Genomic DNA, 14066 nt, shown 5'->3' on the forward strand with positions numbered 1-14066 from the left:
TGGTTAGGCAGCGGCTCAATCACAAAGTCGGTTTTATCGTGCATGGCCTGCATCATTGAGGATGATTGCACGGGCAAGTCGATATAGCTTAAGCCACCGAGCAGAATGTCAGCCAGGGTGTTGTGGTCAATGTCTGCCAAGTAGGCGCGTACATCACTGGCGAATTGATAACCGAGGCGGTAGTGGTTGAGCTGGGTGTCGAGCAGCCACTGTTTGGCTTCGGGCACGGCCAGGGTTTCGACCAGTAAATCGTGGAGCAGATACWCGTCGACGCCTTGGTCGGTGAGGGTGCGGGCAAACATGTCATGCTCTTCGCCCGCGCGCTCAACAGCCAGCACATCATCAAACAACAAATCGTGGCAGTTAGATGGCGTCAGGTGGTTCAACGCTCGTTCAGGGCGGTGAAGCAGTACACGCTTCAGTTGCCCAACTTCAGATCCAACGTAAAACTCACTCATGGTAGGTCCTCTTTTTCCTTAATACGGGCCAGGTAATGAGACAAACAGCGTGTTGCACACACGGGCGGTGYGCTCACCGGTTAGGTGGGAATGCAGGCCGTTTGCACAGGGTGGGCGTGTCTCATCTCCTCCTTGGATGCTCGAATAATGACAACCTTCTCGGGGGAGGTCAATGTTACAAATCACTAACAATCTCGCCGGACTAGCAAGGTCACAGAAAATTCATTAACTTGGCGGTTTTCTCATCAATGACACTGTGATGGAACGTGGCATTTTTTGCCAAACCATGCCATATTGCGCCCGTATTCATTTTCTGGAGTCGCGTCTATGTCACAGGCTGAACTTATCGAACAACAACACCAAGAAACGCGGATGATCATCGAGGAGCTTCTTGCCGATGGCAGTGATCCTGATGCGCTATATACCATTGAGCATCACCTGTGTGCTGATACCTTTGAAGCGCTGGAAGATGCGGCGGTAGAAGCTTTTAAAATGGGCTTTGATGTGGCCGAAGCTGAAGAGCTTGAGCTGGAAGAGGGCGGCACTATCGTCTGCTTTGACGCGGTGATGGAAACGGCTTTGAATGCTGAGCGCATTGATGAGCAAGTCGAAAAGCTGGTGGCATTAGCCGATAAGCACCACATTGATTACGACGGCTGGGGCACTTACTTCGAGTCAGGTGAAGAGGAAGGTCCTGAGGGCGAGTAACGCGCGACCCGATTAAACGACTGAGTATAAAGCCACGAACACGTGGCTTTTTTAATGATGATGCCCCAAGTGGGGCGGTGCGGGTTTTACCGCATGGCGACGCTGCCACACCTTTTCATGGAAGAAGTACGCCAAGGTGTTGATGCTTGGCTCAACCAGCGCCAGTGCGCCACCGACTAACCAATCGCCACTGATTAAATAGCCTACCAAAAACGCGACGTTAAAGTGCACGACCGCAAAGCTGGCGGTTTTCACCGCGGGACGTGCGCGGCGGCTAAGCTGCCAGAGTTTTTCATGAAGATAAAACGCCCCGGTATTGACGGTGGGTTCGGTCATCGCAATCAGGCTGCCAATGATGATATCGCCGGTCAGCACATAGGCGACGGTAAAGGCGATAGAAAAGTGGATAGCCGCAAAACTGAGTGTCTTCTTCATGGTGTAGCTCCTTATTGGCAACACGCGTTTAATCAACACTGACAGTATGCATAGAGACTGTCGATAAATAAAAACGGTTCTCACTATCCTTTACATAGAGGCGAACTATCAACGGCGATCAGTGCTAGGGATAACAAGCGTTTAAAAACTGACCAAGTCCATTTTGCGCAGAGGTGGGGCATAAAAAAAGCCACACCGAGGGGTGTGGCTTGATAGGCTGAGTGAGCTGAGGGCTATAGCGCCGCGATCGTTGCTTTTTGCTCACCAAGCTTGGTGAGGCTCTCACGGTAACCATCGAGCTTTTCACGCTCTTTCGCCACCACGGCTTCAGGTGCTTTGGCGACAAAGCTTTCGTTACCGAGCTTGCCTTCAACACGCTTGATTTCACCTTCGACGCGAGCGATTTCTTTATCCAGACGTGCCAACTCGGCGTCTTTATCAATCAGACCTGCCATCGGGATCAAGATCTCCGAGCTGCCGACCAACGCAGAGGCACACGCAGGCAAGGTTTCGCTACCGTCAAGCACGGTGAAACTGCCGAGTTTCGCCAGCGCATTTAAGGTGGTGCGGTTGCGGGTGGCACGTTCTGCATCACGGCTATCTGCGGCTTTTAACATCACTTCAAGCGGCTGGCTTGGGGCAATGTCGTATTCTGCGCGCAGGTTACGGATGCTGACGATAAACTGCTGCACCCACTCAATGTCTTCGGAGGCTTGCGCGTTAACACGGCTGGCATCAAATTGCGGCAACGGCTGGTTCATAATGGTGTCGCCGTCGACACCGTCAACCAATGGTTTGACGCTCTGCCAAATCGCTTCCGTGATGTAGGGGATCACAGGGTGCGCGAGACGCAAAGTTTTTTCCAAAACGGTGATCAGGGTGTAACGGGTCGCACGTTGCTGTGCGTCGTCACCTTTCCACAGTACAGGCTTGGTCAGCTCCAAGTACCAGTCACAGAACTGGTGCCAGATAAACTCATACAACACGCCTGCCGCCATATCGAGGCGATAGTTGTCGAGATGGGTATTGAAGTCTTTCGCTGCTTGCTGGAACTGAGACTCGATCCACTGATCGGCCAGTGAGAATTGCATCTCGCCGCCGCTCATGCCGCAATCTTGCGCTTCGGTGTTCATCAGCACATAACGGCTGGCGTTCCATAGCTTGTTACAGAAGTTGCGATACCCTTCAAGGCGCTTCATGTCCCAGTTGATGTCACGGCCGGTTGAGGCCAGTGCCGCGAGGGTAAAGCGCAGTGCGTCGGTGCCGTGAGCTTCGATGCCATTCTCGAAGGTTTTACGGGTCGCTTTTTCAATCTTTTCTGCTAGCTTTGGCTGCATCATGTTGCCAGTGCGCTTGGCTACCAAATCATCAACACTGATGCCGTCAATCATATCGAGCGGGTCGAGCACGTTACCCTTGGATTTTGACATCTTGGCGCCATTTTCATCGCGGATAAGACCAGTCATGTAAATGGTCTTAAACGGCACTTGTGGCTTGCCGTTTTCATCTTTGATGAAGTGCATGGTCATCATGATCATGCGTGCCACCCAGAAGAAGATGATGTCAAAACCTGACACCAACACATCGGTGGGGTGGAAGGTTTTCAGTGCATCGGTGTTTTCGGGCCAGCCTAGGGTGCCGAAGGTCCAAAGCGCGGAGGAGAACCAGGTATCCAACACGTCTTCGTCTTGGCGCAGCGCGACATCGTCGCCAATCTGGTTCTCGCGACGCACTTCGTCTTCGTCACGGCCCACATAGACATTGCCTTGATCGTCGTACCAGGCAGGAATGCGGTGGCCCCACCAAAGCTGGCGTGAAATACACCAATCTTGCACATCACGCATCCACGCGAAGTACATGTTCTCGTACTGCTTAGGCACAAATTGAATATCGCCGTCTTCGACAGCTTTTACCGCCGGCTCGGCCAGTGGCGCGGTGCGCACATACCACTGATCGGTCAGCATTGGCTCAATCACCACGCCGCCGCGATCGCCATATGGCACGGTCAGATCGTGATCTTTAATTTCAGCCAATAAACCCAGTGCATCAAATTCGGCGACGATCGCTTTACGCGCGGCAAAACGCTCTAGGCCTTGGTAGTTTTCTGGCAAGGCACGATCGAAGGCATCGCTTGGCTGACCTTTATGATCAAAGACTTCTGCCTGTTCGCGAATGTCGGCGTTCAAGGTCAGGATGTTGATCATCGGTAGCTGGTGGCGCTGGCCGACTTCGTAGTCGTTAAAGTCGTGCGCGGGGGTGATCTTCACACAGCCGGTGCCTTTTTCCATGTCGGCGTGCTCATCGCCCACAATTGGGATGCGACGATTGACCACAGGCAGCAATACGTGCTTGCCAATCAGGTCTTTATAGCGCGGGTCTTCTGGGTTGACCGCAACACCGGTGTCGCCCAGCATGGTTTCTGGACGGGTGGTGGCCACCACTATGTAATCTTTGCCTTCAGCGGTTTGGGCGCCATCAGCAAGTGGATAACGGAAATGCCACATGTGGCCTTTCTTATCCTTGTTTTCCACTTCCAAGTCGGAAATCGCCGTGTGCAGCTTAGGATCCCAGTTCACCAGGCGTTTACCGCGGTAAATCAAGTCTTCTTGGTGCAGGCGAACAAACACTTCTTTCACCGCATTAGAAAAGCCTTCATCCATGGTGAAGCGTTCGCGATCCCAGTCGACAGAGGCCCCTAGGCGGCGCAATTGTTGAGTAATGGTGCCACCAGATTCGCCTTTCCATTGCCAAATTTTGTCAACAAAGGCCTCGCGACCGTAATCGTGTTTGGTTTTGCCTTCTTCGGCGGCGATCTTGCGCTCCACGACCATCTGCGTCGCGATACCGGCGTGGTCCGTTCCCACTTGCCATAGGGTATTGTTGCCCTTCATTCGTGCGGCACGGGTCAGGGTATCCATAATGGTATCCTGGAACGCGTGGCCCATATGCAGGCTACCGGTCACGTTTGGAGGTGGGATCATGATGCTGAACGCATCTTTGCTGGTATCACCATGAGGTCGGAAATAGCCTTCCTCTTCCCAGCGCTGATACAGCGCTTTTTCGATTGATTGTGGATTATATGTCTTTTCCATAGCGCTCTTGAAGATCGTCAAGGTTTGGGCGATTGGTCGATGGCCAGGGTATGAAGTTGCAGGCCTGCCAGTCGGTATGCTTTATATCGGTGACGCGCGTGCTGTTTGAGCGTCTCATCGCAAGGGACGAAGTCTACCACTTGTGCAAACGAAGGCGCAAAATTTGATGGCTCTGTCGCCAAATTGATAAGCACACTGCGATGGCCCGTATGGCGTACGCCAGGCCAGCCGATTTCCACCGGTGCGCCGCCTCGCGGCCCTTCACCGACCAAGTTATGGGGCAAAAATACATCTGGGTCACGTTGCCACAGCAGATCATCGAGTTGATGCGCTTGGGCTTGGTCTTGCGCGGCCAGGTAAATGCGTTGCCCTTGTTGATAGTAGTAAAAAGCCAGTTCGATAGCAGTTGCTACTATGATTTGTGTGTCACGTTGTTGCGTGTCACTGTCTTTGTTTTCACGCGCTTGCTGCTCGGGTGTTAGCCCCGGGCATTCGGTATCGTCGGCTGCATCAGACGGCGATAACAAATAAAAGGTGGCGGTGGGCATATACGCTCCTAAATATGAGAAACGGCCTCCGTCCCAAAAGCAGGGTGTCCGGGTCGCGCGAGCCCAACAACATAGCCGATTGCGCGCGCAGACACCAGTATTGAATAAAGCCTGAACAAAAAAGGAGGCCGGTTGGCCTCCTTCTCCTTACTCTTCCACTTCCAGGCCAGAGCGATTCAGTAAGAATTGAACCAACAACGGCACCGGGCGACCGGTCGAGCCTTTTTCTTTTCCGCCACTTCTCCAAGCGGTACCGGCGATATCTAGGTGCGCCCAGTTGTATTTCTTGGCAAAGCGCGACAAGAAACACCCGGCGGTGATGGTGCCACCACCTTTACCGCCAATGTTGGCCATATCGGCAAACGGGCTGTCGAGCTGCTCTTGGAACTCGTCAGTCATTGGCAGACGCCACGCACGGTCACCGGCTTGCTCTGAAGCATTGATGATATCGTGCGCCAGTGGGTTTTGGTTGGCAATCAAGGCACTAATGTGATGGCTCAAGGCCATGATGCACGCCCCGGTTAAGGTGGCGACGTCAATCACACATTCTGGCTCATAACGCTCAACATAGGTGAGGGCGTCACACAGTACCAAGCGGCCTTCGGCGTCGGTGTTGAGTACTTCTACTGTCTGGCCTGACATGGTGGTGAGAATATCACCCGGACGATACGCTTGACCGTCTGGCATGTTTTCACAGCCAGCCAGCACCCCGATAACGTTAATTGGTAAGTTGAGCTCGGCCAGCGCGCGCATCACTCCAAAGACCGAGGCAGCGCCACCCATGTCGTATTTCATCTCGTCCATGTTGGCGCCAGGCTTGATAGAAATGCCGCCCGAGTCAAAGGTTAGGCCTTTACCCACCAATACAATCGGTTTGGCGTCTGGGTCTGGGTTGTTCTTGTACTCCATGATTGACATCATCGACTCATTTTTTGAGCCTCGGCCAACCGCCAAGTAAGAATGCATGCCCAGTTTTTCCATTTCTTGCTCGCCGATGATACGGGTTGTGACTGTTTCATAGTCGTCGGCAAGGCGACGCGCTTGCGAGGCAAGGTACGCCGGGTTGGCCACGTTCGGTGGCATGTTACCCAAGTCTTTACAGGCGTTAATACCTGAGGCAACCGCCAAGCCGTGCGCGATAGCGCGCTCACCCAAGTTCAGTTCACGACGCGTTGGCACGTTGAACACCATTTTGCGCAGTGGGCGGCGAATTTCTGGCTTAACGCTTTTGAATTGGTTAAAGGTGTACAGGCTATCTTTGGTGCTCTCAACCGCTTGGCGGACTTTCCAGTAGGTGTCGCGCCCTTTAACGTGCAGTTCGGTTAAGAAGCAGACCGCTTCCATCGACCCGGTTTCATTCAGGGTGTTGATGGTTTTTTTAATGATTTCTTTATACTGACGCTCGCCCAGCTCACGTTCTTTACCGCAGCCGACCAACAGTACGCGCTCTGATAGGACATTCGGGACATGGTGCAGCAGGAGCACCTGGCCGGGTTTACCTTCCAGATCACCGCGGCGCAACAGGGCGCTGATATAACCATCGCTGATTTTATCAAGCTGCTCGGCCACAGGGGAGAGGCGGCGAGGCTCAAACACACCGACGACAATACAGGCACTGCGTTGCTTTTCGGGGCTACCGCTCTTTACACTGAACTCCATTTGTACTCCTAGATCCTAAAGACAATTGAGACCAAATGTTGGATAATGCCGCCTCTATGTTGTGGAACGCATCTTCATGCGCCCGGATCAGCCGGCGGTCAACAAATGGCCGAAAGATTAGAAAACAACTAATTAAACCAGAAACTATAGTTATTTGAGTAAAAAAACAAGTTTTCCATAGGTGCCTTCGCTTTGATAATTGTTCGATATTTGATCCGGGAGACGGTTAAGACACAAGTTGCAGTCTTATTTGTGTTATTTCTGGTCTTTTTCAGCCAAAAGTTCATCCGTGTGCTGGCCAATGCCACGGAAGGATCGATCCCGAGTGATCAAATTATTACCTTAGTGGGTTTATACATGCCGTCGATGGCAATGCTGATGTTACCTTTGAGCTTGTATATCGGCATTTTGATTACATTCGGGCGGCTCTATGCCGAGAGTGAGATCACCGTGATGAACGCCACCGGGATCGGCAATGAATTTCTGATCCGCGCGGCGCTTTATTTGGCGATCATTACCGGCTCGGTGGCCGTTTTCAATGCACTCTGGCTAACACCGTGGGCCAATAACCAAGAGTTAGAAGTCATGGAGCAGCTGGAAGCCAAATCAGGGCTGGAGCTGCTGGTGCAAGGCCAATTTCAAAGCGCCCCTTCCGGTGAGGCGGTCATTTTTGTCGATAATATTGAAGATGATGGCCAAACCCTCAATCAGGTATTTGTTGCCCAGCCGGTGCCGCGTGACTCCTTGTTGCCCAATGTGGTGGTGGCGGATAAAGGCTATGTCTCAGAGTTAACCGATGGCCGCCAAGTACTAGACTTGGTCGATGGCACCCGCACAGAGGGGCTGCCGACCCGGCTTAATTATGGCGTGACCACCTACGAGAACTATCAGGTGTTGATTGGTCAACGCGAAGTGCGCGAGAAAAGCCGCGATTGGGATGCGGTGCCAACGCTGCAATTGTTTGGCGAGTCGAGCTTGAAAGCTCGCGCCGAACTGCAGTGGCGTATCTCCTTGGTATTGTGTATTCCGTTGATGACCATGATCGTGGTGCCATTGTCGGCGGTGAATCCACGCCAAGGGCGGTTTGCTAAGCTATTCCCCGCTATTTTGATTTATCTGGCGTACTTTTTGTCAATCAGTGCCGCCAAATCCGCGGTTGAAGATGGCGATCTCCCCGCTCAAATTGGGCTTTGGAGTGTCAATATCGCTGCCTTGTTATTGGCTGTGGTGCTTGCCGGTTGGGATTCGCTACCGGTGCGAAAACTCAAAGCTAGCTTAAAAGGATCTGCCTGATGTTTCGCATTCTTGATTGGTATATCGGTCGCACGCTGATTGGCACCTCGTCTTTGTGCTTAGCGACCTTGGTGGGGTTGTCAGCGATCATCAAATTTGTGGAGCAGCTGCGCTCGGTGGGTGATGGCACCTACACCATGGGTAAAGCCATTTTATACGTGGTATTGAGTGTCCCCCGTGACATTGAAATGTTTTTCCCAATGGCGGTATTGCTGGGTGCCTTGATTGGTTTAGGGATGCTGGCATCCAGCTCCGAGCTGGTGGTGATGCAGGCGGCGGGCATTTCTAAGCTGCAAATCGGTATGTCGGTGCTCAAAACCGCGATCCCCTTGATGCTCATCGTGATGGTGCTGGGTCAATGGGGCGCGCCCGATGCGCAAAAAGCGGCGCGTGAGTTGCGTGCTATCGCTAAATCAGGCGGCAATGTGATGTCGGTGAGGCGCGGCGTATGGGCTAAAGACGGCAATGACTTTATTTATATTGCTCGCGCCGATGAGCAAGACAACCTGACTGGGGTGAGTATCTGGAAGTTTGACGATCAGCAAACCATGACCAATGTGGTGTTTGCCGAAAGCGCTGACTACCTCAATCAAGACAGTTGGATGCTCAAAGACGTCACCATTACCCGGATGCAAAAGCGCGAAGCGATTTCGAATGTGACGCAAGATCAATTGGTATGGAAAACCACCCTCACGCCCGACAAACTTGCGGTCGTAACGGTGAAACCCGAGGAGTTATCTTTATCGGGCTTGTACAGTTACGTCACTTATCTGAAAGCCTCGCAGCAGGATGCCTCTCGCTATGAGCTTGCGTTATGGCGTAAAGCGGTCCAGCCTTTGTCGATTGCGGTCATGATGTTGCTGGCGCTCAGTTTTGTGTTTGGCCCACTGCGGAGCGTCACCATGGGAGCGCGCGTATTGTCGGGTGTGATCTTTGGCTTTGGCTTTTACATTGCCAATGAAGTCTTTGGGCCAATGAGCTTAGTATACAAATTACCACCAGCGGTTGGAGCCATTACCCCAAGTGTGATTTTCTTAGTGATCACCTTGCTGCTGCTCCGGCGTAAGTTGTAGTGCTGTACCTGATAGAAGGGCCAAGGAAAATCCTTGGCCTTTTTGGCTTGGGACTAACGAAAGCGTTACCTCGTGTTAGTCCTTGTACTGGAAGGCTTTGATTACGCGCTCGACGCCACGGACATTGCGGGCGATATCTACCGCTTTGTCTGCCTGCGCTTGGGTGACGGCACCCATTAAAAACACTTCTCTGGCTTCAGTGATCACCTTGATGTTGACCGAACGCAATTGATCGTCAGCTACAAAAGCGGCTTTGACGCGGGTCGTGAGCCAGCCATCGGTGCTGATATCGGCAAGGCCAATCATCGGCGCGTCGCGCACTTCGTTATAGACGACGTCGACATTGTCCAATGCGCGAATGCGCTCAACCAATTGCTCGGTCAGAGCCGGATCGGTGCTTTGCCCCACTAACAGTGCTTGCCCTTGAAAAGCGGCCGCTTTCGCACGAATTTTGTTTCTAAACGGCGGTTTATTAACAATCCCAGCGGTGTTTAGGCCAATTTGTGTGTCTTGCCACTCCTCGCCAGTGGTGCGTGGGTCGGAGGAGTACACGGTAGAGCATGCTTGCAAGGCAAGCGCAAACATCAAGGTGATTATCAGGCGCATGGTTTATTCTCCGTGAGAGGGGAAGAGCACCTGATCAATAAGGTCGCACAAGCAGTGTACGGTGAGTAAGTGCCCTTCTTGGATCCGTGCGGTACGTTGTGACGGAATGCGGATCTCGACATCGCGCTGCCCGAGCAACCCGGCCATTTCGCCACCGTCTTTGCCGGTCATCGCAATAATAGTCATATCACGGGTCACCGCCGCTTCCATGGCTTTGATGATGTCTTTGCTGTTACCACTGGTGGAAATCGCCAGCAAGATATCGCCAGCTTGCCCCAAGGCACGTACTTGCTTAGAAAACACTTCATCATGGCTATAGTCATTGGCCACCGCCGTTAAGGTGGTGGTGTCTGTGGTCAGCGCTAATGCTGGCAGGCTGGGGCGCTCGGTTTCAAAGCGATTAAGCAAGCAAGACGCGAAATGCTGGGCATTGGCGGCTGAGCCACCGTTACCGCAACACAGGATTTTATTGCCATTAAGCAGGCTTTGTACCATCACTTGAGCCGATTGTGACAGATACTCAGGGATCGCTTCGGCAGCAGCAATCTGGGTTTGAATACTTTCGGTAAAGCTCTCTTTGATGCTCTCTAGCATGACTTACCCTTGAACAATGTTTTTAATCCAGTTGACCGCCTCAACACTGCCATCAAAGGTGACGGCGTCAAAGCGAAATTCTGTTTGTGTACTTTTTACCCCGTGGCACTGCATCCAGCGCTCTGCCGCGAGAATTAAACGCTTTTGCTTAGCGGCGGTAATACTGGCTGCTGCGCCGCCAAAATCTTGTCCGCGGCGAAAACGGACTTCGACGAATACCAAGCAGGTGCCGTCTTGCATCACCAGATCGATTTCCCCGCGGCGACTGTGCGCGTTTTTATCTAAAACGCGGAGCCCGTGTCGCACGAGGTACTGGCAAGCGTGTGCCTCGTAAGCCTGTCCTTTCGCCCTAGGCTGAGGACGTATCACTGCGCATCCTGCGTGGTTTGAGTGGTAATCGGCTCGATGTCTGTTTTGCCAAATCGCGCCCAGTCCAGCTGCCGATGAATAACACAGTGTTCCGCCAGTGATAATTGGCCTGTTTGGCCACTCAATTGGTAGCCAGGTTGTGCCTGCATTTGCGGTAACCCTTTCAGCAGGCCGTATGCATCCATTCCAAGCGCGTGTAAACGCGTGGTGTTATTGCTCGGCGATGGATGGCGCTGCTGGTATTGTTGATACGCTGCACTTTGGGGGCTAATCAGCAGCGGAATATCACTAAACTCGATCCCTTGCAGTTCGGCTAATTGCCCCATGCCGTCTGCGCGATTGTTACTGCGTGAGCTGGCGTACAGCTTGGGTGGCTGCACATCCGGATTAATGGCCACTTCGATAAAGGGCTTGAGCAAGGTCAGCTCGGCCGCACCGGCGACCATATACACGGCATCAATGTCCCGACGACTGCGCGCTTGTGATTGCAACGGCAAGTCGGTGAGTTGCTTCATTTGAGCGATTCGGCGTTGGCTGGCGTCCAAACCGAAAATATCACGGATGCGCGCTTGCATTTTATCGCGATCACCCAGCGGTGCTTGTTCTACCTCGGTGTCGGTCAGTGATTGCCAGCGCGTGGAAAAGGCATCGCGCATTCGCTGTCCAAAGGCAGAGTCAGGATAGAGCACCAGCGGGAATTGGTACCCTTGTTGGTGCAAGCGATCGGCCGCTTGCGCTGCCTCTTGTTCGGGCGACAAGGTAAAGTAGCATACTCCTTGCTGGTAGTGATCATCCGTGGGTTCATTCAGTGCCAACAAAGGCACTTGCCCGGCAATGGCGTTGCTGACGGCGGCTACCTTGTGTTTTTGCAAAGGCCCGACGACAAAATCAACGCCGTCATCAGTGATGCGCTGAGTGAGCGTGTTAACGTCTAACGCGTTGGTGTCATAAAAACGGACCTCAGGGCGTTGTTCGCTATCAGCATCCAGCATGGCCTCGACAAAACCATCGCGAATCGCATCCCCTTGCTCGGAGAATTTGTCAGTCAATGGCAACATCACGCCAACACGAGTCGGTTGGGTGATAGTCAAGGCTTTAATGTCGGCTAAGTTATCTGGGAGATACTGGTTGGCGGGATGCGCAGGGTGCGACGTTAAATAGGCATCTAACTGGCTTTGCATCTCAGCAACATCGCCGGTGTAACGCCGGGCAATATCAAGTAACGCAATCCAGCCGGCGAGAATGTCATCATCGCTGTTTTGCAGCTGTTTGATTTCAGTTTGGCTCAGTAACTGTAAATCTTGCCACAAGGTATTCCATGCCTGCTGCGCGTCATCGGCGTTGGCATAATTTGCTAATTGGTATTGGTTTTTCACCGCACCGAGCGCATTGTCTTGCTGGCGGGCAATCTTGGCCTTTTGCTGGTAAAAACGCACATACTGGCTGTCTGTAAGCTGCCAGCCGGGAGAAAGCGCCAGTACCTGATCGGCTTGGGTGAGTTGGCCGGTTTGTGCGAAAAGCCGCGCACGAGCCAAGGTCCACTCAATACGTTGCTCGGTGTTGAGTTGGCGCTCTGACAAGCGCTGCAATAGCACGTCGGCTTGGTTTAGCTGTTGCTCGTTGATGAGTGCTTTGATCGCCAGTAGATACCAGTCGTTTTGCTTCTCACCTTGGCTGGTTTCTGCCTGCAACAGATAAAATGTCGAATTCTCCGTTGCCGGCTGACTGATGACATCACGCGCCGTTGGCGTAGACGTCGGTGCACTACATGCAGCCAGCGCTAACGCTAGGGCTACAGGGGTGATAAGTCGTGTTACACTTTGACGCTTCTGGGTAAGTTTAACCATGAACATGTTTCAACCGTGACAACGTTGCCCCTATCTTAATCGCCGAAGGGTTGTTAAACAAATGACTGATGCAAATCTATCCGACCATGCTCACCCCACGCTATATATTGTGCCAACACCGATAGGCAACTTGGCGGATATTACCCAGCGTGCACTCGATGTGTTAGCCAGCGTGGATCTGGTTGCTGCCGAAGACACGCGTCACACCGCACGATTGCTCTCGCATTTTTCTATCAATGCGAAGACCTTTGCCTTACATGAGCATAACGAGCAGCAAAAAGCGGCGGCATTATTAGCGCGCTTGCAACAAGGCCAGTCAGTTGCATTAGTCTCGGACGCGGGAACGCCGTTGATTAGCGACCCTGGCTACCATCTGGTCACGCAATGCCGTGAAGCGGGTGTGCGCGTGGTGCCTTTGCCAGGCGCTTGCGCGGTGGTGACCGCATTAAGTGCTTCTGGTTTGCCTTCAGACCGCTTTAGTTTTGAAGGGTTCCTACCGCCTAAGACAAAAGCACGTCAGGATACGTTCCGCACTTTGGCTGATGATCCTCGTACCTTGATTTTCTATGAATCGCCGCACCGGATTCGCGACAGTTTAGCGGATATGCGTGAAGTGTTGGGTGAGGATCGGCGCGTGGTATTGGCGCGTGAGCTGACCAAAACCTTTGAAACCATTCATGGGGCACCGTTAGGCGAACTGATTGCGTGGTTAAATGAGGATGCCAACCGGCTACGCGGTGAAATGGTGCTATTGGTAGCGGGTTATCGTGCCGATAAAAGCGCGTTGCCGTCGGCGGCGTGTCATGCCCTCGGTTTATTGGCCGCTGAGCTACCCCTGAAAAAGGCAGCGGCATTAGTCGCGGAATTGTATTCGGTTAAAAAGAACGCACTCTATAAGTGGGGCTTGGAGAATCTGTAGCTAAGCGTGATTTACACTGGCTTGCGTGGTGATTCTTCTATATACTCCCCCGCTCGAGTTGGCCGGGTAACCGCTGCTTTATTGATGTCCCACGGGAGACTGATGAAGGGGAGGAAAGTCCGGGCTCCTCAGGGCAGGGTGCCAGGTAACGCCTGGGAGGCGCGAGCCTACGACCAGTGCAGCAGAGAGTAGACCGCCGATGGCTCTTCGGAGCACAGGTAAGGGTGAAAGGGTGCGGTAAGAGCGCACCGCGCGGCTGGCAACAGTGCGTGGCACGGTAAACTCCACCCGGAGCAAGACCAAATAGGTCCCTATTGGCGCGGCCCGCGTTTGGGGACGGGTAGGTTGCTGGAGCCTGTGAGCGATTGCAGGCCTAGACGAATGGTTACCGCCGTTTTTACGGTACAGAACCCGGCTTACAGGCCAACTCACCTCATTATCGGGCGAGCCTTTTGGGCTCGCCCT

Annotated in this window: 13 protein-coding genes and 1 other RNA gene; 5 read left to right on the forward strand and 9 right to left on the reverse strand. The window is 53.0% G+C overall.

What is annotated here, in order from left to right; all coding sequences use genetic code 11:
- A partial coding sequence (locus tag BZG14_RS02050; RefSeq protein WP_241824606.1) for an arginine deiminase family protein occupies positions 1 to 458 on the reverse strand: 458 nt, incomplete at its 3' end.
- A 327-nt stretch (positions 459 to 785) separates the two neighbouring features.
- On the opposite strand from BZG14_RS02050, the gene rraB reads away from it, so the two are divergent.
- A complete protein-coding gene (gene rraB / locus BZG14_RS02055; protein WP_077484202.1) occupies positions 786 to 1166 on the forward strand; it encodes a ribonuclease E inhibitor RraB in 381 nt (126 codons plus the stop codon).
- Positions 1167 to 1217: 51 nt separating this feature from the next.
- Here rraB and BZG14_RS02060 read toward each other — a convergent pair whose 3' ends face one another.
- The 4 genes from BZG14_RS02060 to pepA all read right to left on the reverse strand — a co-directional run bounded on the left by BZG14_RS02060 (position 1218) and on the right by pepA (position 6900).
- The gene (locus tag BZG14_RS02060; protein ID WP_077456443.1) at positions 1218 to 1601 is read right to left on the reverse strand and encodes a DUF2061 domain-containing protein; all 384 of its coding nucleotides are present in this window, start codon (positions 1599 to 1601) and stop codon (positions 1218 to 1220) included.
- A 233-nt stretch (positions 1602 to 1834) separates the two neighbouring features.
- A complete protein-coding gene (locus tag BZG14_RS02065) occupies positions 1835 to 4693 on the reverse strand; it encodes a valine--tRNA ligase (protein WP_077607849.1) in 2859 nt (952 codons plus the stop codon).
- A 17-nt stretch (positions 4694 to 4710) separates the two neighbouring features.
- Positions 4711 to 5241: a DNA polymerase III subunit chi gene (locus BZG14_RS02070; protein WP_077599666.1), complete on the reverse strand. Its 531-nt coding sequence runs from the start codon at positions 5239 to 5241 to the stop codon at positions 4711 to 4713.
- A 147-nt stretch (positions 5242 to 5388) separates the two neighbouring features.
- A complete protein-coding gene (pepA, locus tag BZG14_RS02075) occupies positions 5389 to 6900 on the reverse strand; it encodes a leucyl aminopeptidase (RefSeq protein ID WP_077484210.1) in 1512 nt (503 codons plus the stop codon).
- Between the two features lie 192 nt (positions 6901 to 7092).
- Between pepA and lptF the strand changes: the two genes are divergently transcribed.
- A complete protein-coding gene (lptF, locus tag BZG14_RS02080; protein ID WP_077607850.1) occupies positions 7093 to 8193 on the forward strand; it encodes an LPS export ABC transporter permease LptF in 1101 nt (366 codons plus the stop codon).
- A complete protein-coding gene (gene lptG, locus BZG14_RS02085) occupies positions 8193 to 9266 on the forward strand; it encodes an LPS export ABC transporter permease LptG (protein ID WP_077607851.1) in 1074 nt (357 codons plus the stop codon). The genes lptF and lptG overlap by 1 nt, the downstream gene beginning before the upstream one ends.
- 75 nt (positions 9267 to 9341) lie before the next feature.
- Here lptG and BZG14_RS02090 read toward each other — a convergent pair whose 3' ends face one another.
- Genes BZG14_RS02090 through BZG14_RS02105 form a run of 4 tightly spaced genes read right to left on the reverse strand, consistent with a single transcriptional unit; the run spans position 9342 to position 12682 of the window.
- Entirely contained in the window at positions 9342 to 9872 is a 531-nt protein-coding gene (locus tag BZG14_RS02090; RefSeq protein WP_077456451.1) for a BON domain-containing protein, read from the reverse strand.
- Between the two features lie 3 nt (positions 9873 to 9875).
- Positions 9876 to 10466 carry a phosphoheptose isomerase gene (locus BZG14_RS02095; protein ID WP_046073955.1) on the reverse strand — a complete coding sequence of 197 codons (591 nt, stop codon included), beginning with the start codon at positions 10464 to 10466 and terminating at the stop codon, positions 9876 to 9878.
- Between the two features lie 3 nt (positions 10467 to 10469).
- Positions 10470 to 10835 (reverse strand): YraN family protein, encoded by a 366-nt coding sequence (locus tag BZG14_RS02100; RefSeq protein ID WP_069363343.1) that lies wholly within the window; start codon positions 10833 to 10835, stop codon positions 10470 to 10472.
- Complete coding sequence (locus BZG14_RS02105) at positions 10832 to 12682, reverse strand: penicillin-binding protein activator (RefSeq protein WP_158011719.1); 1851 nt, start codon at positions 12680 to 12682, stop codon at positions 10832 to 10834. Before BZG14_RS02105 ends, BZG14_RS02100 begins: the two co-directional genes overlap by 4 nt.
- 61 nt (positions 12683 to 12743) lie before the next feature.
- Here BZG14_RS02105 and rsmI point away from each other — a divergent pair, with 61 nt between their 5' ends.
- Positions 12744 to 13601, forward strand: a complete 858-nt coding sequence (gene rsmI / locus BZG14_RS02110; RefSeq protein WP_077484222.1) for a 16S rRNA (cytidine(1402)-2'-O)-methyltransferase — start codon at positions 12744 to 12746, stop codon at positions 13599 to 13601.
- A 54-nt stretch (positions 13602 to 13655) separates the two neighbouring features.
- Positions 13656 to 14036: RNase P RNA component class A (gene rnpB, locus BZG14_RS02115), an RNA gene on the forward strand.
- Positions 14037 to 14066 lie beyond the last annotated feature (30 nt).

It is taken from the genome of Salinivibrio sp. IB282 (assembly GCF_001995685.1).
GTDB classification, from domain to species: domain Bacteria; phylum Pseudomonadota; class Gammaproteobacteria; order Enterobacterales; family Vibrionaceae; genus Salinivibrio; species Salinivibrio kushneri.